23 protein-coding genes and 1 tRNA gene are annotated in these 25601 nt (G+C 64.8%); 3 read left to right on the top strand and 21 right to left on the bottom strand.

The annotated features are described in order from the left end of the window. Nucleotides 1–334 precede the first annotated feature (334 nt). The 21 genes from CAL12_RS28530 to CAL12_RS20135 all read right to left on the bottom strand — a co-directional run bounded on the left by CAL12_RS28530 (nucleotide 335) and on the right by CAL12_RS20135 (nucleotide 20603). Entirely contained in the window at nucleotides 335–646 is a 312-nt protein-coding gene (locus CAL12_RS28530) for a hypothetical protein (protein WP_232464575.1), read from the bottom strand. A 62-nt stretch (nucleotides 647–708) separates the two neighbouring features. Further along, nucleotides 709–1599 (bottom strand): type IV secretion system protein, encoded by an 891-nt coding sequence (locus tag CAL12_RS20225; RefSeq protein WP_086066261.1) that lies wholly within the window; start codon nucleotides 1597–1599, stop codon nucleotides 709–711. After that, nucleotides 1599–2348, bottom strand: a complete 750-nt coding sequence (locus CAL12_RS20220) for a type IV secretion system protein (RefSeq protein WP_086066260.1) — start codon at nucleotides 2346–2348, stop codon at nucleotides 1599–1601. Before CAL12_RS20220 ends, CAL12_RS20225 begins: the two co-directional genes overlap by 1 nt. Nucleotide 2349: 1 nt before the next feature. Then, nucleotides 2350–4764 carry a VirB4 family type IV secretion/conjugal transfer ATPase gene (locus CAL12_RS20215; RefSeq protein WP_086066259.1) on the bottom strand — a complete coding sequence of 805 codons (2415 nt, stop codon included), beginning with the start codon at nucleotides 4762–4764 and terminating at the stop codon, nucleotides 2350–2352. Nucleotides 4765–4805: 41 nt separating this feature from the next. Further along, on the bottom strand, nucleotides 4806–5198 hold the full coding sequence (locus CAL12_RS20210; RefSeq protein ID WP_086066258.1) for a type IV secretion system protein VirB3: 393 nt from the start codon (nucleotides 5196–5198) through the stop codon (nucleotides 4806–4808). After that, nucleotides 5195–5488 (bottom strand): TrbC/VirB2 family protein, encoded by a 294-nt coding sequence (locus CAL12_RS20205; protein ID WP_157793046.1) that lies wholly within the window; start codon nucleotides 5486–5488, stop codon nucleotides 5195–5197. Before CAL12_RS20205 ends, CAL12_RS20210 begins: the two co-directional genes overlap by 4 nt. A 117-nt stretch (nucleotides 5489–5605) precedes the next feature. After that, on the bottom strand, nucleotides 5606–6310 hold the full coding sequence (locus CAL12_RS20200; protein WP_086066257.1) for a lytic transglycosylase domain-containing protein: 705 nt from the start codon (nucleotides 6308–6310) through the stop codon (nucleotides 5606–5608). A gap of 4 nt (nucleotides 6311–6314) precedes the next feature. Then, nucleotides 6315–6926, bottom strand: a complete 612-nt coding sequence (locus CAL12_RS20195; protein ID WP_232464574.1) for a TrbM/KikA/MpfK family conjugal transfer protein — start codon at nucleotides 6924–6926, stop codon at nucleotides 6315–6317. Between the two features lie 15 nt (nucleotides 6927–6941). Beyond that, the gene (locus tag CAL12_RS20190) at nucleotides 6942–7727 is read right to left on the bottom strand and encodes a hypothetical protein (RefSeq protein ID WP_157793045.1); all 786 of its coding nucleotides are present in this window, start codon (nucleotides 7725–7727) and stop codon (nucleotides 6942–6944) included. Nucleotides 7728–7839: 112 nt separating this feature from the next. Further along, nucleotides 7840–9057 carry a hypothetical protein gene (locus tag CAL12_RS20185; RefSeq protein ID WP_086066255.1) on the bottom strand — a complete coding sequence of 406 codons (1218 nt, stop codon included), beginning with the start codon at nucleotides 9055–9057 and terminating at the stop codon, nucleotides 7840–7842. 145 nt (nucleotides 9058–9202) lie between these two features. Then, on the bottom strand, nucleotides 9203–9832 hold the full coding sequence (locus tag CAL12_RS28130) for a type 4 pilus major pilin (RefSeq protein ID WP_157793044.1): 630 nt from the start codon (nucleotides 9830–9832) through the stop codon (nucleotides 9203–9205). An 89-nt stretch (nucleotides 9833–9921) separates the two neighbouring features. Beyond that, nucleotides 9922–11022: a hypothetical protein gene (locus CAL12_RS28125; protein ID WP_157793043.1), complete on the bottom strand. Its 1101-nt coding sequence runs from the start codon at nucleotides 11020–11022 to the stop codon at nucleotides 9922–9924. After that, nucleotides 11019–12812 carry an ATPase, T2SS/T4P/T4SS family gene (locus CAL12_RS20175; protein WP_086066254.1) on the bottom strand — a complete coding sequence of 598 codons (1794 nt, stop codon included), beginning with the start codon at nucleotides 12810–12812 and terminating at the stop codon, nucleotides 11019–11021. Before CAL12_RS20175 ends, CAL12_RS28125 begins: the two co-directional genes overlap by 4 nt. Further along, nucleotides 12809–13357: a hypothetical protein gene (locus CAL12_RS20170; protein WP_086066253.1), complete on the bottom strand. Its 549-nt coding sequence runs from the start codon at nucleotides 13355–13357 to the stop codon at nucleotides 12809–12811. The genes CAL12_RS20175 and CAL12_RS20170 overlap by 4 nt, the downstream gene beginning before the upstream one ends. Next, a complete protein-coding gene (locus tag CAL12_RS20165; RefSeq protein WP_157793042.1) occupies nucleotides 13341–14624 on the bottom strand; it encodes a hypothetical protein in 1284 nt (427 codons plus the stop codon). The genes CAL12_RS20170 and CAL12_RS20165 overlap by 17 nt, the downstream gene beginning before the upstream one ends. Nucleotides 14625–14692: 68 nt before the next feature. Continuing rightward, the gene (locus CAL12_RS20160; RefSeq protein WP_086066251.1) at nucleotides 14693–16405 is read right to left on the bottom strand and encodes a type II secretion system protein GspD; all 1713 of its coding nucleotides are present in this window, start codon (nucleotides 16403–16405) and stop codon (nucleotides 14693–14695) included. 24 nt (nucleotides 16406–16429) lie between these two features. Next, on the bottom strand, nucleotides 16430–17368 hold the full coding sequence (locus CAL12_RS20155) for a TcpQ domain-containing protein (protein ID WP_086066250.1): 939 nt from the start codon (nucleotides 17366–17368) through the stop codon (nucleotides 16430–16432). A gap of 36 nt (nucleotides 17369–17404) precedes the next feature. Next, a complete protein-coding gene (locus tag CAL12_RS20150) occupies nucleotides 17405–17752 on the bottom strand; it encodes a hypothetical protein (RefSeq protein ID WP_086066249.1) in 348 nt (115 codons plus the stop codon). Nucleotides 17753–18237: 485 nt separating this feature from the next. After that, entirely contained in the window at nucleotides 18238–19266 is a 1029-nt protein-coding gene (locus tag CAL12_RS20145) for a tyrosine-type recombinase/integrase (protein ID WP_086066248.1), read from the bottom strand. A gap of 151 nt (nucleotides 19267–19417) precedes the next feature. After that, a tRNA-Leu gene (locus tag CAL12_RS20140) sits at nucleotides 19418–19506 on the bottom strand. 65 nt (nucleotides 19507–19571) lie between these two features. After that, the gene (locus CAL12_RS20135; RefSeq protein ID WP_086066247.1) at nucleotides 19572–20603 is read right to left on the bottom strand and encodes a LysR family transcriptional regulator; all 1032 of its coding nucleotides are present in this window, start codon (nucleotides 20601–20603) and stop codon (nucleotides 19572–19574) included. A 126-nt stretch (nucleotides 20604–20729) separates the two neighbouring features. Here CAL12_RS20135 and CAL12_RS20130 point away from each other — a divergent pair, with 126 nt between their 5' ends. From CAL12_RS20130 to CAL12_RS20120, 3 genes are all read left to right on the top strand, one after another. Beyond that, nucleotides 20730–22817, top strand: a complete 2088-nt coding sequence (locus CAL12_RS20130) for a hydantoinase/oxoprolinase family protein (RefSeq protein ID WP_198298276.1) — start codon at nucleotides 20730–20732, stop codon at nucleotides 22815–22817. Continuing rightward, entirely contained in the window at nucleotides 22817–24481 is a 1665-nt protein-coding gene (locus CAL12_RS20125; protein ID WP_157793041.1) for a hydantoinase B/oxoprolinase family protein, read from the top strand. The genes CAL12_RS20130 and CAL12_RS20125 overlap by 1 nt, the downstream gene beginning before the upstream one ends. Before the next feature lie 119 nt (nucleotides 24482–24600). Beyond that, nucleotides 24601–25596 carry a Bug family tripartite tricarboxylate transporter substrate binding protein gene (locus CAL12_RS20120; protein WP_157793040.1) on the top strand — a complete coding sequence of 332 codons (996 nt, stop codon included), beginning with the start codon at nucleotides 24601–24603 and terminating at the stop codon, nucleotides 25594–25596. Nucleotides 25597–25601: the final 5 nt, after the last annotated feature.

Below are 25601 nucleotides of genomic sequence, written 5' to 3'. Positions count from 1 at the left end.
ACCTCTAGGCCGTTCACGGGGGTACTTAACCATTGCCGAGGTCGCGATCGTCGATCTTGAACCGATCTGTGAGGCCGAATTTTTCGATCAAGCGAGCGTGACCGCTGGGGTCGACTTTTCTTAGCAGAATCAGTCGAAAGTGGCCGTCAGTCAGGCCTGTCTTTACTGATTCGCGGGCCAAGGGGTAAGGTTAAGTAAATCGACTGAAACTCGCCGTGCTTAGGCGGCGAGTGCCACAGCCGACGGTGGCGGGCGCAGGATCTAACTTAATCTTCGAAGCTGTCGTACTAGCTTTCGACGACCCAGTATTGCTTGATGGTATATCCCTTAGACGTTACCAGCGCGAGTAATTGCGACGGAACTCTTCGTCGCGCCGACGACGCTCTGTGTGGTCCCAGTCTTCTTGTCGGCGACCTGCTTCCTCTGATGGTGGGCTGCTCGACATGGTGTACCGAATCACTTTCGTAGGAAACACGAAACAGAGATTCCACAGCGGTCGCATGATCCACGTCCAAGTCGCGCGCGCGAGACTGATCCATTGAAATGGTGAAATGGACGGCGCGCCTGCGGCACCAGACTGCGCTGTCAGGCCCACGCTTTGTGCCGGCGTACCTTCATTAACAATCCTGGTTTTCTTGAGGGCCATGTGGTTCCATTCCTATGAATAGGAAAGTCGCGTTTAAATCTGCACCCGTATTCGTGGTTATTTTAGCCGATCCTGCCGACAAATGGCACTGAAAAGCCGCCTCCTTTTCCTCCAGTAATTTGCTGGGCGATTGTCGATACTTGTTCCAGCATAAACTTCGCGCCTGCTACGAAGATGACAAGAGCCGTCAACATCGAGAAGATATTGATCTGATCAGCTCCGGCAGTGGCGAGGAGTCCCTGCTGCAGCATGCCAAACATTCCGATGATGATGCTGAATATGACCATAAAGATCGCGCCATATATGGCGTAATAGAGAGCTTGATTCAGCCAGTGCCTGAAATATTCTTTGGTTTTATCAAATAGAAGGGCCAACAGGCAGGGTGGCCCCAATATGGCAATGATTCCCATGCCGGCCTTGATGGTCACCAGCACGATGATTCCCACCGCACTGAGAACGGCAGACACGACCGTAATAATCACCGAGACGACAACGAATGCGAGGGCGCGTGCGGCGTCACTGACGAACGACGGCGCACGATCGTTGATCTTGGTGCTTATCTCAGCGCCATTGTTTGCCGCGTCATCCAGCAATTGCGACGGTGTGGACGGGCCGTTCGTGAAGACGCTGGAAATTGCAGAAGGCAGATCGAGCAAGGTGCTGACGATCCGGGTTTGATACAGCCCGCCCGCACCGGCAATCGACACGATGACCGCAATTTCGACGACTTTCCGCAGAGCTGTCATCGCGGGGATGGGAATGGCTCCGGTGGCAATCAACCATCCAAACCAGACGAGGCTGATCGACAGGCATACGGTCACGAAGGGCAGTATGGCGGCAGTCACGGAGCTGACCATGGGGGTGACGACCTGTTCCAGCATGGACGTCACCGAAGCATCCATCCAGCGCGCGATACTGCCCAGGCTTGTGAGTTGAACCGCGCCGAGTGCCATTACTGCGCTCCGGGTAGCGGCGCACGGATCGCGTCGATGCTGAAGGACTGCGCGGCGAGCTTCTGTGCTTGCTGCTCCATGAGCGCTTTCTCAGCCTGCAACTGCCGGCTCAGGGCGTCGGCCCGCATCTGGTCGGCCTGGATGTTGGCTTGTTCCACCAGGAGCCTCGCCTGCAGGTCCGAGATGGCCTTCGGATCGGTGGTCAGGTTGATCTGCGACTGAAGGCTGTCGAGTTGCTGCAGGCGCGCCGTTGTGCCCGATTGCGCCGATTCAAGCAGCGCCTTGGTACGCACGGCCAGATCCTCTGCGCGCTGGTCCAGCGCCCGCCGGTCGACCATGTAGTTCCCGGACAGCCTCTCCTCGTTCAAGATGCGCTGTGTGGAGCTTTCGAGAGAGCCGAGGCTGTTGCTTCCCCGCCTCAAAATCGACTGCACATCGCTCGGCAACGTGCTGCGGATGGAGGGATCGTTCAGGATCTCCCCGAGATTACGCGTGCCAGTGATCGCCGCATAGCGCCGCTGGGCGCTTTCGAGCTGGTCCTTGAGGACCGCGATCTGCTCGGTGTATTTCGCGATGTCCTCGATGTGATTGAGGGCGTTTTGCGCGAGATTCGCCGCGTCCACGGTGGGAATCCCTGTGGCATGGACGGGCAAGGCCGCATTGGCTAGGAAAATCACCATCATGGCTTGGACGCAGCGCGTATGCCATGACGTGAGGCGCTTGCGTTGGTGGATCAGGGTGGCTTGCATTTCACGTTCTCCCCGCCTCTTTGGCGCGTTGAAGATATAGGGGTAGCCATTGGCTTGGGTCGGAACCACGCTCGGCCACAGCGGCCTCGGCGAGAGCCGCCATGTCGGTCGATCCGGAGAAGACCAGCAGCGCTTCCGGGCAGAGGCTCAGATCCAGTTCCGCGGTGACGGTCGACTCGCCTTGCTTGACGACGAATTGCCGAGAGAACTCACCCAGTTCGCACACCATCTTGAATTCGGCCGTGGTGAGCTTGAAACCGTCGATGTATTCCTCGGCCGTACCCTTCGGGTTCGCCAGGTACAGCGCGGTCGCCGATTGCTGGATGAGCGACCGTCCCACCGGATTGGCGAGGATCGCGTCGGGCTCCTGCGTGGCGAAGATGAATACGCCGTTGTCTTTCCGGATAGTGCGGCTTTCGTTCTGCATCATTTCCTGGAAGAACGGCACTTTCAGCGGATGCTGGACCTCGTCGAAGCAATAGACGAAGCGCCGGCCGTCGATCATCTGCCGGGTGCGGTACAGCAGGTACGTGAGCGCGGCATCCCGAATCGCGCCTTGCTCCAGGAACTCCGTCAGGTCAAAGCCAAACAGGTCTGCGTCGGACAAGTCCAGCTCATCGCGCGGGTTGTCGAAGACCCAACCGTTCTCATGCCCGTGACACCAGCGTTCCAGCTTGTCCCGCAGACTAAGCTTGCCGTCACGGCTGGGCGCGGCGGGCAGGAATTGCAAGAGCGTGGTCAGACGCCGATCCTTCATGTCGATGAAGTCCACGAGCTTTTGCACGGCGCCCGCGATTTCCCGCTGCTCGGTGAGGTTCGCGGTCTGTTCTCCCTCGGCTGCGAGCTGCACGGTGAGCTTGCGCATGAAGGCGACATTCCTGGGCGTGGGAGTCAGTTGCAGGTAGTTCCAACCGGTGGGCTGCCCCAGCTGCAGCGGGAAGTACTTGCCGCCCATGGCCATGATGGCGACCTGCAGCCCGCGGTCCTTGTCGAACACGGCGCCCGTGTACCCGAACTTGCGGGCCTGGGTGAGCAGATGACCCAGCAGGACCGTCTTCCCTGTGCCGGACTGCCCGATGATGGACGTATTGCCCAGGCGCCGCTTTCCCGTTTCATCCGCGTCGGCCAGCGATGCATGGAAGTTCAGGTAATAGGGCGTGCCGCCGGCGGTCTTCAACATCGTGACCGCGGGTCCCCAGGGGTTGCCGCTGGGCTTGCCGAACAAATAGTTGTGCAGCGATGAGAACGACAGGAAGTTCTGCGAGGTGATGGTGGCAGGCCTCGGGCGCCACCGCCAATTCGTGGGCAACTGCGCATAGAAGGCGGCGATGAGCGCCCGATCCACCAGGCGTCCGATGATTTCGCGGTCGGCGAGCGTGCTGATTACATCGGCGGCGTTGCGCAGGGTCTCTTCACTGTCCTCTCCGTATACGGCCAGGGTAGCGTGATGATCTCCCATCACGAAGGCGCCTGCGCGCAGCTGGTCGCGTGCCTTTTTCAGATCCGCGATCTGGGATTCTGAATAATCCTTGGAGTCCTCCAACCATTTGATCTGCCGGGTCAAGGCGGCCAGGCCGTCGGAAAGTGACAAAGTCCCGAAGGACTGGGTGAGCACGAACTCGAAGGGCAGCTTCATCAGCCGGTTCAGGTGCCCCGGCTTCGTGGCGTTGCAGTACTCGCGGATCTCGACCATGCAGAAGCGCCGCGACCAATTTGTGCCCCGCACTTCCGCCTGGTCTCCAGGGGAGGCGAAGAATGGACGCGCGGCCGGCAGATAGCTGGACAGCTTTGCCTCGAGTGCGGGGACCGGTTCGGTCTTGCCGTTGAGGAGAAAGCCAAAGAACTCCGCTGGCTCGGAGAAGCGGCCCGTGTAGCGTGTGGCGTCTGTCGGGTGGTCTGGGTCCGTCGTATCACGCTCGACAATCGAAAGCAGATCGGGACCATAGCGACGCAGGGCGCTTGCGAGTTTCCGATTGATGTCGTCCAACTGTTCGATGGCCTGCGACTGCCAGGCGTGTACGTCCCTGGCCGTGCGTTTCTCAAAGCGCGAGAGCATACGCAGCGCAGGGTCGACGTTCGCGCGAACGATCACCGTCAGGTACAGATCGTTGACCATGGGCGGCTTGCCGACGAAGGTGCGCCGATATGCGGCATCGTGCGATTCGGAGAACGCGTCGGGATAGGCGCTTTCCGGGTATTCCTGCACGCGCCGGCGCACCAGATGCGTCCACATGCCGAATCCGGCCGGAAAGCCTTTGATGATGTTGTTCAGTTCATCGAGCCAGGTACACAGCTCGTCGTCCGGGTAGCCTTCGAAGGTCCGTCCGCCAATTCGCCATACGGACAGGTACTCCCAGTTCTCGGTAACGATGATCGTCGGCGTGACATGGCGGGAGTACGGTACGAGCTTACCCATGTCGCGTTCGTGCCTGGGCGCCGTGGGGGAGGTGGTTGGCTTCATCGGTACCTTTGGGACGCCCACCGCGCCCAGGGGCGTCGCGGGCTATAGGCAAGAGGAGAGTAGGAGACCGCGCCCCAATACCGCCTGTTTGGTGCCAGGGCCTTGGTCTTGAGCCACAGTTCCCACGTCCAGAAGGCGCGATCGTCCTGCCGGCTGATGACCGCCATGACGGGGTAGAGGATGGGGAACAGCAGCCAGCCGTAGAGGGTGAACATGGCCACGATGACGACCAGCATGACCAGGCCGACGAAGGCGCGTGTCGGCACCCCGCCCTTGATGGTGGCGACCCGGGTCGCACCCTTGAAAAGCGGGTAATGGTTGGCCGGGACAGAGGACGCGGCGACGAGCGGCTGCGGCTCCTGGCGATTCTGGTTTGCCGGACGTTTCATCCGAACACCACCTTGATGATGCCGCCGGCAACGGCGCCCGCGAAGATCACGCCGCCCACCCACTGGTACATGGTGTCTTTGCGGATGATGTCCATCGAGTAGAGCAGGCCGACGATTCCGCCGGCGGACAGGCAGATGACGGGGATGATGATCCAGAGCCAGTCGTTGATGTTCTGCGCGTCGCTGGTCGCTTTCTCCAGGCCCTGGGCCATTGCAGGAGCGGGGGCGCCGAGGAGCGCCGCGACGGTTAGGGCGGCGGTCAGAACAAGCAGTAGGGTGGAGGAACGCATGAGAAGGGACTCCATGGCGGGAAGCCGCCTGATGGTGGATCGGCGGCGGGATGGGAGGAACGTGGTGCGGAGCCGGTTTTCGCCGGCGGTGTGCCGAAGCGGAGCCGCATGGGGTGTTTAGCGGCTAAACACCTGGCCGGGGGGACTCGGGGCCTGCGACCGGCCCGCGGGGACGGGCCTGCCAAAAACGCGCGGCGCAGGTTTCCCGAAGGCATCCTGCCGAGGCGCTTCGAAGGCGTCGGCGCGTGGCGAGGCGAATGCCCCGGGCTGCGCGGCCGACGCCGCCCCGCCGTCTTTGACGCCGGTCTCGGCGGCGGGAGCAGGAACAGGTACAGAAGTAGGGACGGGCACCCTGGCGATGGGCGGCACGGGGAGTCCCGCGCCGGCAATGACCTGGCTGACATAGCCGTTGGAGAATCCATCGGTCAGGTTGCCCGTGTTGTAGCAGCTGAAGGCCGCGTACAGCGTCAGCTGGCCGGCCCCGTACTGCCTGGCCGCGCGCTGGTAGCAATCGACGAGAACCCGCTGGGCAGCGGCCAGATTCGTGCACGGGTCGAAGATGGATTCGGGGGTGACTCCCAGCCATTTCCAGTTGCGCACGTTGATCTGTCCGTAGCCGACGTCGAAGTTGGCGCCCTGGCGGATCAGATCCCGAACGACGTTGATTGCTTCCTGGCGGGATTTCGGGCGGATGTTTCGGTGCGGCGAGGCATTCACGCCGATCACCAGCGGATCGAAGCCGGATTCGTGCCGGACCACGGCGCTCAGCGTCGAGATGTGGACGGCCGGCGCGCAGGCGCGGGCGAGCGTGGGAAAGTCCATCGCATCAATTCCCGCCGGACGAGCTTTCTTGCTGCGCTTGTCGGTCGGCCAGCGCCTGCTCGTACTTGGTCAGTTCGCTGTCGTAGTCCCTGGCTTCCACCCAATATCCGCCTTCTTCAGGCGTGCCGACGTAGCGCGGCAGCGTATCGCCGAGATCGGTGTAAGCGTTGCCGACATAAAGCGTGCAGTAGCCCGGTATCTGGTTGGAAATGTACGTCGGCCCAGACCCATAGTCGCCGCCATGGCCGGTACTGACAGCGAGCGCGGAGTTCAGGTACTTGGCGTCGCAGCGGCCCGCGCCGTTCGAGATTGCCTGGACCAGGTCGCTCATTTCCTTCGAGTCGTTGGATGCCGGACATTGCTTCAAAAAATCCCGGCGCGCGTCCAAGGTGTCGGAGAGCTTCTTCTTGTTGATTCCGAAGTATCGGGACAGTGCCGGGTCACACTCATCGGGCCGTTTGCCGCTGGAAAGGCAGAGCAGCGCCTCGCAAGCCAGACGGGTATCGCCGGTCAGAAGATCGACGTCCATGTCGGGCGTCTGCGCCAGAGCGGGATACAGGCCCGGCACGACGGTGAGAATGAAGAATGCCATAAGGCGTTGCAGAAAGGCTTGCATGGCCGGATTCCTGATTTACTGGCAGATGTCATAGCTGTTGGCACGGCCGTCCGTTTCCGCGACGACGCTGCAGTCGGTCACGGAGGTGATGCGAACGACGTGGGTGCCTGGCACGCAGAAATCGTTATCGCCGCCTGTGGAGCTGTCGCAGTTGCCGGAGATTTTGGCCGTCTGGCCGTTGTTGCCGAGCAGGCAATGCCCTGGCGTTCCTTTGTCGATCGAGGCGCCGGGCGATAGAAGCTGCCCCATCCAGATCTGATTACTGCCGCTGTCGCCGCCACCTTCTGTGGTGCCTGACGCATAGATGCAGTTCAAGGTGGCGGTCGGGCGATACAGCGTCACGCCAAACAGCGTTCCCTGCGCCACCTGCATCTGTTGGGCGATATTGCCCGTCAGATTGGAGGCGGTGCCCCGGTCGCCATTCTCTCTGCCGCGTGCGCTGGCGATGACCGTATCCACCACGCCGGCGGCGCGTGGGCGGGAACAACTGCTTTGCCAGGCGCCCCAGGCGTCGTATGCCACGTCATTGGCGTTGGCCTGCAGGATGTAGGCGGTGCGGTATCGCGTGCTGCCGCCGATGTAGCCTGCGGGGCAGGATCCGGCCTCCGATTGCACGACGGCGCGCCGGCAGCCGCCGAAGCCGGTGTGCCAGGCGTAGCCCGCGTTGCAACCACCCGGCGGCAGCGGCGCCCCTTGGTTGATCTGGATCACCATGTGGGTCAGGTCGGTCTTGAGCTGCACATCCGCCTGATTGCCGGCAGGCGCATTGGCGGCTTCGGTGTGGATCGAGGTGAACAGCATGGCCAGGGCGAGCAGGAGCGCGCCCCAGCGCCTGAAAGCGTCGGGCTTCATTGATTTCTCCGGAGGGAAAGGCGCCGCGGTAGCGCGCGGTGGCCTGTGGCTGGGCGGAACCCTAGCTCTTGCAGCCTTGGATGACGGCCGCGCGAGCGTTCAGGTCGCCAGGGGTAATGACAACGCGGTCGGCAGTGACGGCCACGCTCTGGGCCACATGCACGAAGCTGGATCCCGCGTTCTGGAAGTTGCCCGCGAAGGAGCCGTTGACCGAGACCGACCCCGCCGCGTTGACCGAGCCCGAGCCCTGGATGGTGCCGCCCACAGTGCCGGCGACATTGACGTCGGCGCCCGTGACCTTCACGTCCGCGGCCTGCAGCGAGACGTAGCGCCAAGCGGTCAGTCCGGGCGGGCAGACAAGTGGCGTGACGGCTGCGTTGTTGGGCAGGTTGCCAAATACGCCGGTGATCGTGTGGTCGGTCGCGGAGAACCAGGTCTTGTTCACGCAGACCGCGAGAAGTTTGTCGGCCGTCGATGCATACAACCCCTCCGGCTCGCACGCCGCGCCCGGGACGACGGCGGTATTGAGCAGCAAGCCTTTGTTGCTCTGGATGGTCTGGTCCACGGTCAGGGTGTTGTGCAGCGTGACGGGACGGGTCTCGCCATGGCGCACGAACTGGTTGAAGGGCGTCGCGTTCAGTCCGGCCGCAAGCACGGCATGGCCCGGTTGCGTGCCGAAGTCGAACCAGGTCCGCGGCGCGTTCAGGAGCGGTCCCTGTACATTGGCGCCGCCCAGGGCATCGTGGCCGCCATATCCGGCCGATGCGAGCAGCACCTGCCCCAGCAGGCTGGGGGAGAACTTGCTGCGCCGGCCGGCCGGAGGTGTGCAGGTGTCGTTCTGCCGCAGGCTCCGCTCGTCGCTGATGGGGTGGCAGGTGTACACGTAGGCACTGGTCTCGCAGGTGTCGCCCGGACACGCTCCCTGGCGCACCAGGGCGAAGCGGATGACATCGCCCAAAACGGGATAGCGTTGCGTGCTGGCCGGCAGCAGATTCAGCTTCACAAGATCGGCGACGCCGCCTCGCGCAACCTGTGCATCGGCCACACCGACCCAGCCGAGGTCGGGTGGCGTAGGGTAGATTCCTGCCGGGGCGCCGGTGGTGTCGACATTGTTTAACCAGGCCTCGTACTTGACCTGCAGGTCGACGACCGCGCCCCGGACCTGCATCAGATACCGGCCGGTATTGTCGGCGGCCGCGTCATCCAGCCGGCGCTTGATCTGACCCGCCGCGATGATGGAGGCCAGTGTGGTCAGCAGAATCGCGATGACGACCGTCATGAGCGCGAAGCCGCGTTGATGCGAGGCCGGGCGCGCGTGCCGCAATGGCGGTGGGGGTGGCGATTGGGATGGTGGTAGAGGCGGCATGAATCCCGGCCCTCCTGAACGCCCCGCACACGGGGCCTTGGTTGGTGAACACCGGGGATTACCTCGTGGCGAAGACGAAGGTGTTGGAGTCCCCCTTCGTGCACAGATTCTGCGCCGTGACGGGGTTGTAGCTGCCGGTGTCGTTGTTGTCCCCCAGGGCTTTGACGGTCGTGCCGTTCACGCTCATCGTTTCCGATACCGCGTTCAGCGTGGAGGCCAGGACGGGGCAGGCCTTGATGTTGACGTTGGTGAGCGTCAGCGAGAAGGCGCTACCCATCGCGCCGCCGCCCAGGGCGGCCGGCGCCAGGGAGATCGTGCCGTCGGTTCCCACGCCACTGCCGCCCAGGCGGTGCGAGACCGTCGTGTCCGTGACTTTGAACACCGAGGAATCCCGCAGCGCGGGGACGAGGTTCTGCTCGTTGCTGACGGCGGCGTAGGGCGTGACCGAATCGCCTTCGCCCAGCACGCGGGTGCGGGACATGAAGCGCTGCAGCTCGTCGGCCACCGCCGGCACGCGCATCTCGATCAGCATGCCTTTGATGGCAGGCAGGCCGATCACTGCGGCGATGATGATGATGACCAGGACGAGCGCCACCTCGCCCAGGGACAGGAAGCCGAGTTGATGGTACTTCGAGGGACGGCGGGCAAGGGTGCGCCCGCGGAGATTCTTGGACTGCGTGGGCCTCATGTAAGGGCTCCCATCCTGTGAATGTGCATGTCGATGAAAAGACCCCGCCGCAGCGAGGTCCAAAGGAAGGCAACAACCCGGTCTCGCGCCTAAAAGGCGCTGAGCATGGTGGCGTTGCGCAGATCGAAGATGACGGCGTAATGCAGGGCCATGATGGCGAAGAGGGCGAAGACCGAGCCCAGCAGCAGGACCCAGCGCAGCGCGACGGCGCGCGATTCGACTCGTTTCAGCATGGTCGTTTCCAGCCGGGCACGGGTCTTTTGCAGCGCCCCGTCCAGGCCGATCGCGCGCGTGAGATCCTCCAGGTACCAATAGAGCTCCTGGTCCATGAGGCCCACATCGAACACCGTGGCGCCCGCCCTGGAGTCCTCCAGCCGCAGCAGCATGGCCTGCAGGCGCTGCCCGAGCCATCGGGGCGCACCCGCGCGTTGCGATTGCAGCGCATCGCGTAGTGGCACAGCCACACCGGAACGCCGCTTGACGGCATTGGCCGCAGTGCTCACCACGGCGATGGCCTGGATATCTCGGTACAGGCGATACGGTCCCCAGCGATCCAGCCAGCGGCGCACTCTTCCGTCGAAATGCGGGAATGACAGGGCGAACAGGATCGAACTCCCTATCGTTGTGAGCCAGATGGCCGGCGCATTCGCGGCGATCCAGGTCGCCGAGCCGAAGAAGAGCCGGCTGAAGGGGCCGTACAGGTCGGTCGGAATGGCCGGGAAGGCGGCGAGCAGTTCCGGGCCGGTGTAGTAGGGCATCACCACCATGACGACGAGCCAGAGCAGCATTGTGGCCAGCAGGGCGACGAGCAGGGTCGATTTCAGTATCGAGCGCAGCTTTTCGGTGAGCAGGACCAGCTTTGCCAGGTCGCGGAGGCCGTCGGCGAAGATCGCATGGCCCTTCTCCTGCATCGCGGCGATCTCGCTGACTTCCCGGCGTGGCAGCGTGCCCGCGAACGTCAGACCCAGGTTGCCGCTGTCGTCGATCCGGTGCGCCCAGTACGCAGAGACGATGCCCCGGGCCGTCCGGGCGCCGTAGCGCGCCGCATCGGAGGCAAAGATATCCTTGACGGTCCGCTTGCCTTCGCTGTCCTCGATCATGTCCGCTAGGTATTCGTACCAGTCGGCGCGGCGCCGGGCGAAGCGCCGGGCGGCAAAGCCCACCCTGGTGAGCGCAAAAGGGATCCTCATTCGGTTCGGTCCTTGCCGTCCAGAGACGAGAACGTGACGAAATGCGGCTCGATGTCCCGCGGATCAATCACACCCAGGCTCATCTTGTAGACCGCGCATTCCATGGCGTTCTTGCCCGTCATGTCGGGATCGTCGAAGGGCGTGGTGCGGGCCGCCCGGTAGATCTGGTGCAGTCTCAGTTCATTGCCCGCCTTGATGGCAAGGAGCGCTTCCATATCCATGCCCGGCTCGAAGATCTCGGCCGCCACGGTCCGGCCGGCGTACCCGAAGAGTTGTGGCAGCCCTTTGCGCCGGCAGTGTTCGCAGCCCTGCGGGTTGCGGATGTGGACCCGGTCCTGGCCGATCCCGTACAGGCGCTCGATGCGGTCCAGGTAGACCTTCCACCAGGCCCCGCAGCGGTGGATGCCGATGCTGTCGGCCGCGCCCTCCAGGAGTGCCGCAGACGGCAGCGCGCATTTGCACAGGACGGGGAGCAGCGTCTGGTAGCACAGGAGCTTAAGCATCCCGGGCGAGCCCAGCACATCCCAGGGTATGCCGATCTGGACGGATGCCAGACGGTGCGGAATCGACATGACGCTGCCGACGTGGACCGTGGTGTAGCCGTTGCTGCCTGACTGGATGATGTCCTGGAATGCCAGGCCACTCAGCTTGTCGCGGATCTCTCCCAGCAGCACGTCGCTGGCTGACGAGCGCTTCAGGGCCATCAGCTTCGCCTGGTACGCCGCGTTGTCCGACCCGTCCAGGCTGCGCGAGATACTGGCCTGCAGGGCATTGGGGATCCGAAGTTCCACAGGATCCTCGATGGACATGATCTTGCGCGTATCCGGCAGGCCGCAGATCAGTTGCCCGAGCGTGGTGGTTTTGCCTGAGCCGGGCACGCCGCCCATGACGACGCCGCCGCCTTTGCTCTGCATGGCGCGCTCGAGCTGCTCGATCTGGCTGGGCAAGTAGCCCAGCCGCTGCAGGTCGACGGACTCCACCTTCGCCGAGAGGTCCAGGATACGCAGCGTGATCGAGGGCCCCGTGTCAGCGACAAACGAGCCCCAGCGCAGCATGTAGCTGTGATCGTCCACGACTTCATACAGCCTGCCTTGCTGCTCCTGGGCCACGTCGAAGACGACGCCATTGCCGCCATGCACATCCTGCCAGGCGACGCTCACCATCTCGATCATCCGCTTGGTCGGCATGGACAGATTGGGCGGTGTCACGTACTGGCCGTCGATAGTGGCGCTGACCTTGGAAATGGCGCTGTTGCTGTTGATATGCAGATGCAGGTCGCCCGCCTGATGACGCACAGCCCAGGCGACCAGGTCGTGAAAGCCCGTGCGTACCGCCGAGCGTCCGCCTGAACCGTTGTGGTAAGCGACCAGATCCTTGCCGTCCATGCGTTCGCGCACGAGGGTGAGCAGCACGACGGGATCCACCGTATACACCGCGATCGGGTGGCCGGCCTTGCTGGCCTGCCGGGCGCGCGCGAGTACGGCGCGAAAGATGTCCGTGTCCAGGTGGCCGCGCTTGGCGAGCACCGCGTATTGCTGCCCTTCGAGCTCGGCCACGCAGGCAGTCACCGCCGCATCCGGGCCGGACCAGTCGACCTTCAGCGTCCGAAAGGGCGGGTCGATGCCGGCGAGGTCCGCCATGGAGCCCAGGTCGCCGGCCGGCTCGTCCGCGGGCCTTTCTTCATCCTGGCTGACGACGCGGGCCGGACTCTCCGCCAGGAATGTGCTGGCGTGTTCGGTGCCGCCCTGATCGAAGAAGAGCGGGAAGTACTTCCGTAGCAGGGATTTCACTTGTGGACTCCATTCACGCAGATCGCCAGCGACCGTTTCTGCGTGTCGAGAAAATCGGCGCAGGGCGAGGCGATGCGCACCAGCCGAAGACCGGGATCCCTGCCGGCGAAGGGAACCGCCAGACCATCGCGGTAGAGGGTGTCCTGGCCATCGGCGGTCACGATGGCGGAGAGGCGCCTGCCCACGCCGACGATGCCTTTTAGCCGGGGGATGGGTGCTTCCTTGGGGCTGGCCGGCGGCGCATTGGGGGTAGGCGAGGCAGAAGCGGTTGGCGCGGACGCAGCGGATGGCGCCGGCAAGTGTCCCGGGACGTTGGCGACCGGGCGGGCGTCCTGCCGGATGCGCCTTTCGGCGTCGAGCGCGCGCTGCGCATCCACTTCGAGTAGCTCCCGGACGAGTCGGCTTTCGGGCGCGGCCGGTGGCGCGGGCGGGACATCCAGGTTCGACGCGTGCACGTACCCGGCGTACAGGAGGACCAGGGCGAGCACGGAAAACGGCCTGCGCGGTCGATGGCCCGGGCTCGCGCGTTCATCGGGCTTGGACATAGAGGGTTCCTTTCAAGGTGACCGCGAACTCACTCGTAGTGAGCCGCGGCTGCGCGTCGGGCTGGTGCCGGACCTGCAGCTGGACTAGGGCCGTGGCCGGAGGGAGAGCCAGGGCGTACAAGGACCGCAGCGGCGCATTGATGACAAGGCTGCGCATCGCCGGCAGCGCGATCGATGCAGGCCGGTCGATGGGCTGCTCCAGGCCGTTGGGCAGCTTGATGTTCGGCGGCCGAACGCTCACGGCGGTCGGCGCCGACAGCGAGAAGTCCTGCAGGGCGGGGCGCAGGGCCTGCCAGCTGGGCACCCAGGTGGCGTCCAGTTCCTGTTCGCTGGGTATCGCGTTCAGGTCCAGTGTCGCCGGGCGCTTTGCCGCGCCGGCCGGCAACGTCCATTGCACGACTGCCGTATCGATGTCATGCAGGGCGAACTTCCATCCGGTGGGCAGCGCGGCCTTCAGCGAGTGACTGTCGGCCAGACGGGTGCGCCGGTAGACGGCCGAGCAGGTGCCGGTGTCGGGCCGGCAGTCGACCTCGATCAGGAGCCAGCGGCCAGGATCGACGGGAGCCATCGCGATGCTGTTCAGGATCTGGTCCAGGCCCGATTCGCCGTCGATCCGCACGCTGCGCGACCAATCGGCGAGCGCCTGGCGCCACACCGCCTTGGCGTCGACGGCGTCCTGCATGGCATGTAGCCGTGCCTGCTCGCGTGCGGCGCGAGACTGCCACCAGGACGATGCGGCGTCCCAGGCAAGATATGCCAGAAGCAGGCCCAGCGCCACCCACCAGACCGGCGGCACCATCGAGAGCCGAAATGCGGCACGGCGCAGCGATGACTGCTGATTGGTCTGCGTCGCCAGTTGATTCAGCGCAAAGGGCTGTGCGCCGTCGGCCTCGGCGCCATGCACGACCACTTCGCCGTAACGCTGGATCAGGCTATCGAGCTTCTCCCGCGCGGACGGCACATCGGCAAGCACCATGTCGCCGCCGGCCTGGACCACGCCATCGACCACCACCGCGATCCAGACCTCACCGGAGGCCAGAGAGGCGTACGCGATCTGCGTCCCGTGCCGCTGGATCTGGGCGAACGCCGCTGCGGCGGAGTACAGGCGGGAGCGTGCCTTGGCGCGGCGCTCGCGACCGCTGGCCAGCAGCAAGCCGACTGCGGGGCTGCGCGGCCCGCTCTGCGTAAAGTGCGTGGCGCTGGCTTGCCGGGCCGCCCGCATCGCCGCGACGGTCAGGTCCTGGCCGAGGACCGTCTGCCAGGTCATGCCCAGCACGAGGGAGTTCGGCGTCCCGGGGATGGGGACGATTCGGTAGTTCTGTCGCCGCGCCACGGTCAGAATCCTTCTTCGGGAATGGCGCTCACGGCCAGCACCGTGAGCAGATCCTTCTTCTCGGCCGAGTCCGAGCCGCCCAGAGCGATGGGCGCGCGGTCATCCAGGCGGCGCCGGGTCGAATTGCCGGCCGACTGCGCGTAGCCGCCGATGACTGCCGGCAGACCGGGTTGCAGTTCGACTTCCTGGACCACGCCCTGTCCGCCGATGTCTGTCTGCTGAATGAAAGACGGGTTATCGGGCGAGCCGAACTCCTGCTTCTGCAGTCCGCCGATCAGCCGCGTGTCGTTGTACGAGATGGTCAGCAGGACGCGGCCATCGTCCTGCGCATCGGGGACGACGGTGAGGAAGGTTCCCACAGTCTTCTCGTCCTGCGTCACGGTGACGGTCGGTGCCGACGTGTCGGACGTGCTTTGCGTCTGCTGCAGGTCCTTCACGTAGCTGAACGTCTCGCTGGTGGCGTAGGTGGCTGGCCTGCGGTTGCGGGCGAGGATCGGGATGGTCGTATGACGCACCACCGTGCCGATTTGGGAGAGCGCGCTCATCAGCACGCCCGTCCCCGCGAAAGGCCCGCTTCCAACCGTGGCGCCGACGCTGCCTGGCGCCTGAGCGCTGTCCATCTGGGTGGCGACGCCGGTGGCCGTTGCCGCGTTCGCGCGGCCCAGGCTGTTGTAGATCAGATGCCAGTCGATGCCAGCCTGCGAGGTGTGATCGCGTTGGACGGTGATCTCTTCGAAGACCAGGCGGACGCGCCGCGACATGATGCGGTTCTCCTGGTCCAGGAAGGTGGACACATGATCAAGCGCATCCTTGGTATCGGTGACGACGATGCTATTGGCGGCGCCGTCGCCCGCCTTGACGACACCGGCCCGGGTCAGGAACTGGCTGACTTTGGTCAGGATGGCGTCGACAGGCTTGGCCTGGCCGGTCGCGGAGAACTTGGAGCGGCTTTGGGTGGCGAATTGGCCGCTGGAGCTGTTCGATGAGCCGGACCCCGTGAGACCGAGCTCCAGGCTCGATTCCGAGGTCAGGCCCAACGCACGGACGTAGAACGTGCGCGTCTGCGTCCGGTAGAAGCGGATCGCGCCGACCTTGTAGTCGTACCGCCAGTAGACTCCCAGCCGCAAGGCGATGGAATCCAGTATCGAGGCAAGCGGCGCCTGGCCGGGGGGCAGCGGATCCATCTTGACCCGTGCCGCGCCGGCGGGCAGGGCGGGACCCGAGACGCGATCGCTCTCGGGGATGGGCACAAGTGCCGGCACCAAAACATCCGTCGTCGTCGGCGTCGCGACCGATGCGTTGACGGGGTTCTCGCCACCCAGGCGGGGCAGGAAATAGTCACGGGGCAGCAGGGCATCGGGCGCGACCTGGGTCAGGATTCCGGTGGCAGCCTGGATCCGGTCGGCCAGCGTGGTGAGGTCGACCGCGCCCCCGGCAAAAAGCAGTGTGGTGTTCACATTGGCGCGCAGCGCCGGGGGAAGCGACACGTCACGGGCCAGCGGCTGCGCGCGGCCGGCGATCCACGGCAGGCCGACGACCTGGCCCTTGGCGCGGTCGGCGTCTTGGGCCTGCTCCTTGAATTGCTTGACGGCGTCGCGTCCGGATCCGCCCTGCGCGTCGGCGAAGTCGGCGATGTGCTGCGTGGATTGGAGCGCTGAGCAGCCTGCCAGCGCGGAGAGCGCGAGGATGCCGGCGGCGATACGGAAGACTGTCATGAAGTGTCCTGTCTGGGCCGCGCGCTACGGACGAGCCGTGGGCGACGCGGTCCGGTCGCAGCTTTGGTTGAACGGAATGATCCGAAGCACCTTGTTGGCGTAGAAGCACGGTCGCACCGGGGAATCGGTCAGGGCGATCGAGCTCGTCAGGGCTTGCGTGGCTTCCTCGAAGGAGGCAGCAGGGAAGTCGGCCGACGCCTCGATCGGCAGGTCGAAAGCCACTTCCCACTGCTCGGGGCCGAAAGTCCAGCTGGCGTCCTTTGCCCATCGGGCCAGCGCCTGCCGGACCGTCTTGTCCTGCGGGCCGAGACGCCAGATCCGCTTCACGACTATCGGCGTGGGCGGAAACTTCAGCGCGTCGACGCCGGTGGTGTCCACCGTCTTAATAGGCGCATCAGCCGCTGAAGACACGGGCGCGGACGTTTTTTGGTCGGGGCCGGTCTTGGTAGTCGAGTCCGCGGGGTTTTCGGCTGGCGTCGGGGTTGCAGGCTTAGCGGAGGACGCTGCCTTGCTGGCAACCGGCGGCGGTGGGGCAGTCTCCTGCGGCGTGCGCGTGTTGGGCTTACTGGGCGTATGCGGCACGCCCGCCTTGCTCGCGGGTGGCACAGGCTCTGCTTTCGCCGGCGCAACTGGAACCGGGATCGCAGGCGAGGCCGTCGATTTGGGCGCTTGGACTTCAGGCTGTGCCATCTTCGACGGGCCTTTCGAGGCAGCGGCCGGAGCCACTGGCGTTGGCGTCGGGGCTTTCGGTGCCAGTGGCGTCGCCTTGTCTGGTACTGCAGCAGGTGGCGCCACCTGAGACGACTGCGCGACGAGCGGGGCACCGTCGTACAGACGCGGATCCGCCCGATTGATCGGCACGCGTGGGGAATCGGCGGGTATGGGCGGCTTGGGCGGCGCGAAACCGCAGGCCGAGAGTAGGCAGGCCGCCGACAGGCCGGCAGCCAGGACAAAGACTTTCATGAAATCTCCGGGTAAAAGCGGACGGCCTGCGGCCGGTCAATCCGTGGCGGAAGGGCGCCGTTCAGGCGTCCAGGGCGCGTGGCCGAGGCGATCAAGTTCCTGACGGACGGCGCGCAGTTCGGCGGGAGAAGCTTGCTTGCGGGCGAGCAGCAGGAGCTCCAGCAGCAGCGGCGTCAATGCGGCGTCATCTGTTTCGCTTTCATCCCTGTCCAGCAGTGCCAGACGAAGCTGGGTTATTTGTTCGCCTATATGGTCCTCGGTGTCCAGCCGAAAGCGCAGGTACTCGGACAGCCGCAGGCCGATTTCCGCAGCGGCGGCGGTGTATTGCCGATACTTGTCGTCCGAAAGGCGAAAGCTGATGGCGCGTTCGAGCAAGGGGCGCATGCAGTCAGCACCGATCCACGACGATGCGACCCACCGCTTCCGCAAACGTTTGGCAGAAGACCGCACGACGGATGTGACGCTCCTTCTCCGAGTCGGTCCTGCCACGGCAGTGTTCGTCAAACCGCTGATCGCGAAATTCAGCCGCTGTAGTCCGGGGGGCGGTCTGTGCCCAAAGCCGCGCGGCATGTCGCGCCGCGCGTGCGGCAGAAGGAAAGTCGAAAGGAGCGTCCGCGCAGCATCCTGCGGGACCGTCTACGTATAGCGGATCCATGCGGTATCCCAGGGGTGACATAAGTTTTCCGCGATCCACGGCGCACAGCCCGCATGGCGAGCCAGGCGAGCGTGGCGAATGGCGGTCGTTACGTCAGGGTTTCAGAGGCTGGCCGAATGCGTGGTCTCGTGGGAGCATCCACGAGCCGCGTGCCCAGGCGCGAAGCAGCCGACGAGAAAACGTCGTCCGATTCTTGAGTATGCGCGGTTCGGCTTCAGAGCCGCGCAGCGATCTGTTCGGAGGTCTCTCGGTAGTAGACCTCCTGGAGTATCCGGACATCCTTGTGGCCGCTTATCTTGGCCAGGGTCATGACATCGACTTTCCGCGAGAGCCGTGTCAGCGCTTCTGCACGCGAGTCGTGAAAATGTAGGTCTTCAATCAGCAGCCTGTTCCGCGATTTGCGAAACAGTGCATCCAGGGACGCCGACGAGATCGTGAAGCATTTATCCCGGTTCGCGACAGGCTTCAGCAAGCGAGCCGCGTGACGAGTCAGCGGAATCTCGCGCGGCCGCCCGGTCAGATATTGCATCTTATGCTTGACCTTCGCGATCCGCCTGCTGAGGTCAAGCGTCGCGTTGCCGAGGTCAAGTATTTCTCCCGCCCGCATAGCCGATCGCAAACCGACGAGGAATGCCAGTGCGACCTCTTGGCTTTTGGTTTGCGGTGCTTGCCCGGTGCGATAACCGAGATCCCGACAGAGTCGTTTGACCTCATGGGCGTGCACCCGCCGCGTGCGAGGCGGTGCATCCGCCGCGATGCGCATCCCCTCGAACGGATAGTGGTCCATCCATTGCCATTCTTTCCGCGCGATGGAAAAGGCGTTGCGCAACCAATTGATGTCGCGCTGTACCGAGGCAGGGGACACCGGCCTGACCGACCGCCCATCCGGCGCGATGAAACCACGAAGACGGGTATCTCGCCAGGCGGCGAGATCCGGCGTCTTCACCGCTCCCAAAGTCTTGCTTGCCAGTGAAGGAAAGTCGCGGAGGAAAGCCTGGACCCGTAGCTGTTCGGCGCGGGCCCCCTGCTTCTGAACGCTGACTTCTTTCGCGTAGCGCTCAAGCATTTGCCGGACCGTGTACCGGTCGCCAGGCGGTGCGCCCTTGAGCTGCCGAAGTTCCACTTCCCTTGCCGTCGCCCAAGCTTTCGCTTCGCGCTGCGTGCGCAGGATTTTGGAGTCTCGTTCCCCTGCCACATAGACTTGCGCGCGCCAACCGTTCTTGTGCGGAGTTATCGATGCCATGGGGAGTGCTGTGCGTAAAAAATGGGGAGCACAGTGTACAAATCATGGCATCCGACGACAAATCCCGGTGGGATGCGGATGCGGTGCTTTCCACTTAGTTCCTTGATTTTCCGCGCCTTTCTAAACTGCGGAAAATTCTGGAAAGCCCTAGTGGTGCCCGAGACCGGAATCGAACCGGTACGGCCGATTAAAGCCGGAGGATTTTAAGTCCTCTGTGTCTACCAATTTCACCACTCGGGCAGGGCGCGTGCGGCGTGGGCCGCGCGCCGGAACGGGATTGTACCTGTCCCCGATGCCCAGCCGGCCTAGGCGTCCTGCTCCGCGCGCAAGGACCGCTTCGAAGTCGCTGTCGGCGTCGCCGACGCCCGGCTGTGACGCCGGCGATACCAGTGCGGTTGTTCGGCGGCCAGATTGTCCGCGAGGTCCGGCGTGCGTTCGTTCTCCAGCCGCTGGAACAGGTCCGTCAAGAACTCGATGAACAGCCGCACGCGCGGCAGCCGCCGCTGGTTGGATCGGTAAAGCAGATTGATGGGCGGCGACTGGCGCGTCTGCCAGTCGGTCAGCACGGGCACCAGCAGCCCGCGCCGCAGGGGCTCGCGGATGGACAGGTCGGTGAAGCGCGCGACGCCCTGGCCGGCGATGACCGCATCCAGGATGGCGTCGCGATGACTGCTGACCAGCCAGCCGTTCACGGCCACCGCTTCGCTGTGCCCGTCACGCTCGTGTTCCCAGTAGTCGATGACCGTGCCTTCGTGGTCGCGGAAGAGCAGGCATTGGTGCTGTTGCAGGTCGCGCGGCGACTGCGGCGCGCCGTGCCGCTCCCAATACTGCGGCGCGGCGCAGATCAACAGTCGCGTGTCGGCCAGGTGGCGGTGCACCATGCCGGGCTGCTTGGGCCAGCCGTACAGCACCAGGACTTCCGCGGTGCTGGCTTCCGGCGCAGTGACACGGTCGATATTGCGGATGTCGATGTGGATGTCCGGATAGCGGGCATGGAACTCCGGCAGCGCTGGCAGGATGGAGTGCTGGGAAAGGATCGGCGATGTGCCCAGCACCAGCGTGCCGCGCGGCCGCAGCGCGCCGCCGCGCAGCGCTTCGTCCGCGGCGCTCAGCTGTTCCAGCAACGGCTGGCAGGCATCGAGATAGTTGACGCCATCCGCGGTCAGGGTAAGCCCTTGGACCGTGCGGTCGAACAGGGCGACGCCCAGCTTCTGCTCCAGGGCGCCGACCAGGCGCGCCACCGCCGGAACGCTCACGTCCAGCAGGCGGGCCGCGCCGGTGAAGCTGCGTTCGTTCGCCGCGGCTATGAAGTATTCCAACGCGCGCAGCTTGTCCACGAACCTGGTCCCTATTTACGGCGACGACAGCGCATTAACAAAACGTTTAAGCGGATTTTAGCAATGTGAGAATTCCTGGCAGTCGGGGTCCTCCCTAAGATGCTCGCAAGACCAGCCAGGAGGACAGTGGTGATTACCATCGGCAGCGATATAGGGGGCACCTTCACGGATTTCGTGGAGGTCAACGAAACAGACGGGGAAATCAGGGTCTACAAGACGCTGACCACGCCAGACGATCCGTCGCGGGCGATCGAGCAGGGCGTGGCGGAGCTGGCGGGGGGCCGCGACGGGGGCATGGCGGCGGTGGACGTGATGGTGCACGGCACCACGCTCGTGATCAACGCCGTGATCGAACGCAAGGGCGCCAGGACCGGCCTGATCACAACGCGGGGTTTTCGGGACGTGCTGGAAATTGGCCGCGAAAAGCGCTTCGACGCCTACGATCTGCAGATCGAATACCCGCAACCGCTGGTGCCGCGCTATCTGCGCATGGAAGTGGACGAGCGGCTGCACGCCACCGGCGCGGTGGTCGCCGGCCTGGACGAAGCCAGCGTGCGCACGGCCGTGCAGGCGCTCAAGGATGAAGGTTGCGAATCCCTGGCCGTCTGCCTGTTGCACGCGTATCGGAACCCGGCGCACGAGCGCCGCGTGCGCGAGATCGCGCAGGAGATGATGCCGGATTGCCGGATCAGCCTGTCCAGCGACGTATTGCCCGAGATGAAGGAATACGAGCGGACCACCACCACCGTGGTGAACGCCTACGCCAAGCCGGTGGCGTCGCGCTATCTGTCCAAGCTGCAGGACCGCCTGCGCGGCAAGGGTTTCAAGGGCGAGATGCTGATGATGATGTCCAGCGGCGGCATCAATTCGGTGGACTTCGCCCGCGAGTTTCCGGTGCAGATCATCGAGTCCGGGCCGGCGGCCGGTACGCTGGGCGCGGCGCATTTCGCGCGGCTGGCGCAGCTGGACAAGGTGCTGGCCTTCGATATGGGCGGAACAACCGCCAAGCTGGCGCTGGTCGAGAACGGCCACGCGGCCCTGACCAACGATTTCGAAGTGGCGCACGTGCATCGCTTCAAGCCTGGCAGCGGCATCCCCGTGCGGGTGTCGGTGGTGGACCTGATCGAGATCGGCGCCGGCGGCGGCAGCATCGCGCGGCGCACGCCGGTCGGCACGTTGCAGGTCGGCCCCCGCAGCGCGTCGGCGGTGCCCGGCCCGGCCTGCTACGGGCAGGGTGGAACGGACCCGACGGTATCGGATGCCGACCTGGTGCTGGGCTATCTGGATCCCGCGCACTTCCTGGGTGGCCGCATGGCGCTGGACAAGGCGGCGGCGGAACGCGCGATAGACGCCACGCTGGCCAGCCCGCTGGGCATATCGACCGAAGAAGCCGCGTTCGGCGTGCACGCCATCGTCAACGAGAACATGGCGTCGGCGGCCAAGGCCTATGTCAGCGAAAAGGGCGAGAACCCCAAATCCTGCGCGCTGGTCGCCTTCGGCGGCGCCGGCCCGGTGCATGCCTGCGACCTGGCGGCCCGCCTGGGGATACGCACGGTGCTGATCCCGCCTCGTGCCGGCGTGGCGGCTGCCTTCGGCATGATCGTCGCGCCGGTGATGTACGCCGCCGTACGGTCGCGGCGCATGCTGTTCAAGGACCTGTCCGCCGACAAGCTGGACGCCGTGTTTTCCGAGATGTTCCAGGAATGCCGGGAACGGCTGCCGGGCACCGTCAATGCCGAGCAGGTGGAATACGAATACAGCGTGGACATGCGTTACCTGGGCCAGGGCTACGACGTAACGGCGACCTTCGCCAAGGATGGCGGCCACGAAGCGGTGCTCGCGGCCATCCGCGCATCCTTCGAGGACACCTACCGGCGTCTCTACGGCCGCATCTTCCAGGCCCTGCCGCTGGAGATCATGAACTTCCGCGTCACCGCGAGCGCGCAGCGGCGCATCGCTTCTGGGACGGGCGCGACACGGGCGGCGGAAGGCGACGGCAAGATCGGCACGCGGCGGGCCTTCTGCACGCGCACCCGGCAATGGATGGATTTCGGCGTGCACCGGCGCGCCGAAATCGCGCCGGGGCAGCCGTTCCCCGGCCCGGCCATCGTCGAGGAAAACGAATCCACCACGGTCGTGCCCAGCGGGTCGCGCATCCACGTCGACGCGCACGGCAGCCTGATCATCGAACTCTCGCATCAAGGGGAAGCGTAATGAATGCGGATAACCGGATCGACCCCGTCACGCTGGAAATGCTGTGGCGAAGATTGATTTCCATCGTCGGCGAACTCGGATCGACACTGCGGCGGACGTCGTTCTCGACGGTGGTGCGCGACATCGGCGACTTCGGTTGCGCGATTTTCGATGCCGATGCCAGGCTGCTGGCGCAGACCCCGGCCAGCACGCCGGGCCTGTGCGGGCCGCTGGGAACCATGCTGCGCAATATCCTGGACCACTACCCCAAGGGCAGCTTCCAGGAAGGCGACGTGTTCATCGGCAACGATCCCTGGGCGGGCAGCGGGCACCACAACGACATCACCATCATGGTGCCGGTGTTCCATGACGGCCGGCACATCGCCTACGTGGTGACCTGCTGCCACCACGTCGATATCGGCGGACGCCGCGCCACCACGGAAAGCCGCGACAACTACGAGGAAGGCCTGCGCATTCCCATGCTCAAGTACTACCGCGCCGGCGTGTTGAACGACGACGTGCAGGCCTTCATCGCGTCCAACGTGCGCTCGCACGAGACGGTGCTGGGCGACCTGCAGGCGCAGGTGTCGGCTTGCCACGTCGGCGGCGAGCGCCTGTGCGATATCTGCGCCGAGATGGGCTGGGACGATCTTCAAGGGCTTTCCGACGAGATCGTCGTGCGCAGCGAAGCGGTGACCCGGGAGGAAATCAACCGGCTCAAGCCCGGCGTCTACACGCACGAAGCGAAGATAGACATCGTCGGCGGCGAGACGGTCATCATCCAGACCAGCGTCACCATCGGCGACGGGCGCATCGTGGTGGATTTTTCCGGCTCGTCGGCGCAGGTCAAGCCGGCCATCAATTGCACGTTGGCCTATACGTCGGCGTATACCTATTTCGGCGTGCTGTGCATGCTGAACCTGCCGGTGTCGATCAATGAGGGCACGCTGCGGCCCATCACCGTGGTGGCGGAAGAGGGCAGCGTCCTGAATTGCCGTTTCCCGGCGCCGGTGTTCGGCCGCACGGCCATCGGCACCTTCCTGCCCGATCTCGTGTACCAGGCGGTGGCCCCCGGGGCTTCCGATCGTGTCTGCGCCGGCGCGGGGGCGACGCCGATGTGGGGCCAGTACATGTTCGGCAAGCGCCGCGACGGCGAGAATTTTGCGCCATTCAATGTGTCCAGCGGCGGGCTGGGGGCACGCGCGAACAAGGACGGCGTGTCCTGCCTCGCATTTCCCTATAACGTGGGCAACACGCCCGTCGAGGTGATCGAAAGCGAAGTGCCAATGATCGTCGAAGAGCGGTCGCTGTGGGAAGATTCCGCCGGCCCGGGCCGGTTCCGCGGGGGCTTCGGTCAGAAATACGTGCTGCGCCTGCTGGACGGCGATCTCGGGCCGGTGGGCGAAGTCCTGGCCAGCTTCCGCGGCGGCCGCTTCGTCTATCCGCCGGAAGGCGTGCTGGGCGGCGGCAGCGCGCCGCGCGGCTTCCTGTCCATACGCGGCGAAAGCAAGGACGCCGGCAGGCAGATCACCTTGCGCCCCGGCGATCGTATCGTCAGCCATATTCCCGGGGGGGGCGGCTACGGAGACCCCAAGGAACGCAGCCGCGAAAGGGTGGAGGAGGATTTGAAGAACGGGCTGATCACGCCCGAGCATGCGAAGCAGTTCTACGGCTACGCGGCGTGACGCGCGAACGATGAACGGGCGGGCTCCGGCGGGGCCCGCCTTCCTTGCTTTCATCGCTTTCATCGCTGTCGTGCGTACATGCCATGCAGGACCACAACGTCATCAAGGGGAGTAGCAACATGAAGCGTTTCAGCTGCAAGAGCTTTTTCTCGGCCATCCTGGCCACCAGCGCGTTCGCGGTCGCGGCAGCGGCCACCACGCCGGCGCATGCCGCCTATCCGGATCGTCCCATCAAGCTCATCGTGCCCTGGACGGCAGCAGGCACGGTGGACATGGTGGGCCGGGCGCTGGCGGAAAAACTGTCCGACAAGCTGGGCCAGCCGGTGATCGTCGAGAACAAGCCCGGCGCCACCGGGCAGATCGGCTCCAGCGCGGTCGCGCGGGCCGAGCCCGACGGCTACACACTGCTGTTGATGTCGGCCACGGTGCACACCGTTTCGCCCAACCTGAAGCCCAGCTTTCCCTTCGATCCCATCGACGGCTTCACGGTGATTTCCGAAGTCGTCTCGTTTCCCTATGTGATGGTGGTTTCGGCGGAAAGCCCGTACAAGACCGTCGCCGACCTGGTCAAGGCGGCCAAGGAGAAGCCCAACGCCATCTCCTACGGGTCGTTCGGCCCGGGTAGCGGCCCGCACCTGATCAGCGAGCTGTTCGCGCTGTCCACCGGCACCAAGCTGCTGCACGTACCCTACAAGGGCGCGGCCCCCGCGATCGCGGACGTGATGGGTGGACAGGTCACTTTCTTCATCGATTCGCTGCCGTCGCCCTTGGGGCAGATCAAGGGCGGCAAGCTGCGCGCGCTGGCGGTCACCACGCTGGAACGTTCGCCCACCGTCCCGGATGTGCCGACCATGTCCGAGACCCTGCCCGGTTTCGAGGCCATCGCCTGGCTGGGCGTGGCCGCGCCGCCGAACACGCCGCCGGCCATCGTCGACAAGCTGTTCAAGGCCCTGGGCGAGATATCCCGCGACAAGGCCTATGGCGACCGTTTGCAAGCGGTGGGCCTGCAGCCCGTCGTCAGCAAGAGCCCGCAGGAATTCAGGACATGGCTGCTGGCGCAGAAACAGTACTGGGGCGACGTCGTCCGCAAGGCGAATATCCCCATGGTCGAATAACGCGA

The sequence above is a fragment of the Bordetella genomosp. 8 genome, assembly GCF_002119685.1.
Classification (GTDB): domain Bacteria; phylum Pseudomonadota; class Gammaproteobacteria; order Burkholderiales; family Burkholderiaceae_B; genus Bordetella_C.
The sequence above is the reverse complement of the archived record's forward strand: the minus strand, read 5'-3'. Positions and strand labels throughout refer to the sequence as shown.

Coding starts and splice junctions, on each gene's coding strand:
- CAL12_RS28530 (WP_232464575.1), bottom strand. CDS start 646: ATGGCCCTCAAGAAAACCAGGATTGTTAATGAAGGTACGCCGGCACAA.
- CAL12_RS20225 (WP_086066261.1), bottom strand. CDS start 1,599: ATGGCACTCGGCGCGGTTCAACTCACAAGCCTGGGCAGTATCGCGCGC.
- CAL12_RS20220 (WP_086066260.1), bottom strand. CDS start 2,348: ATGCAAGCCACCCTGATCCACCAACGCAAGCGCCTCACGTCATGGCAT.
- CAL12_RS20215 (WP_086066259.1), bottom strand. CDS start 4,764: ATGGGTAAGCTCGTACCGTACTCCCGCCATGTCACGCCGACGATCATC.
- CAL12_RS20210 (WP_086066258.1), bottom strand. CDS start 5,198: ATGAAACGTCCGGCAAACCAGAATCGCCAGGAGCCGCAGCCGCTCGTC.
- CAL12_RS20205 (WP_157793046.1), bottom strand. CDS start 5,488: ATGCGTTCCTCCACCCTACTGCTTGTTCTGACCGCCGCCCTAACCGTC.
- CAL12_RS20200 (WP_086066257.1), bottom strand. CDS start 6,310: ATGGACTTTCCCACGCTCGCCCGCGCCTGCGCGCCGGCCGTCCACATC.
- CAL12_RS20195 (WP_232464574.1), bottom strand. CDS start 6,926: ATGCAAGCCTTTCTGCAACGCCTTATGGCATTCTTCATTCTCACCGTC.
- CAL12_RS20190 (WP_157793045.1), bottom strand. CDS start 7,727: ATGCTGTTCACCTCGATCCACACCGAAGCCGCCAATGCGCCTGCCGGC.
- CAL12_RS20185 (WP_086066255.1), bottom strand. CDS start 9,057: ATGACGGTCGTCATCGCGATTCTGCTGACCACACTGGCCTCCATCATC.
- CAL12_RS28130 (WP_157793044.1), bottom strand. CDS start 9,832: ATGAGGCCCACGCAGTCCAAGAATCTCCGCGGGCGCACCCTTGCCCGC.
- CAL12_RS28125 (WP_157793043.1), bottom strand. CDS start 11,022: ATGAGGATCCCTTTTGCGCTCACCAGGGTGGGCTTTGCCGCCCGGCGC.
- CAL12_RS20170 (WP_086066253.1), bottom strand. CDS start 13,357: ATGTCCAAGCCCGATGAACGCGCGAGCCCGGGCCATCGACCGCGCAGG.
- CAL12_RS20165 (WP_157793042.1), bottom strand. CDS start 14,624: ATGACCTGGCAGACGGTCCTCGGCCAGGACCTGACCGTCGCGGCGATG.
- CAL12_RS20160 (WP_086066251.1), bottom strand. CDS start 16,405: ATGACAGTCTTCCGTATCGCCGCCGGCATCCTCGCGCTCTCCGCGCTG.
- CAL12_RS20155 (WP_086066250.1), bottom strand. CDS start 17,368: ATGAAAGTCTTTGTCCTGGCTGCCGGCCTGTCGGCGGCCTGCCTACTC.
- CAL12_RS20150 (WP_086066249.1), bottom strand. CDS start 17,752: ATGCGCCCCTTGCTCGAACGCGCCATCAGCTTTCGCCTTTCGGACGAC.
- CAL12_RS20145 (WP_086066248.1), bottom strand. CDS start 19,266: ATGGCATCGATAACTCCGCACAAGAACGGTTGGCGCGCGCAAGTCTAT.
- CAL12_RS20125 (WP_157793041.1), top strand. CDS start 22,817: ATGAATGCGGATAACCGGATCGACCCCGTCACGCTGGAAATGCTGTGG.
- CAL12_RS20120 (WP_157793040.1), top strand. CDS start 24,601: ATGAAGCGTTTCAGCTGCAAGAGCTTTTTCTCGGCCATCCTGGCCACC.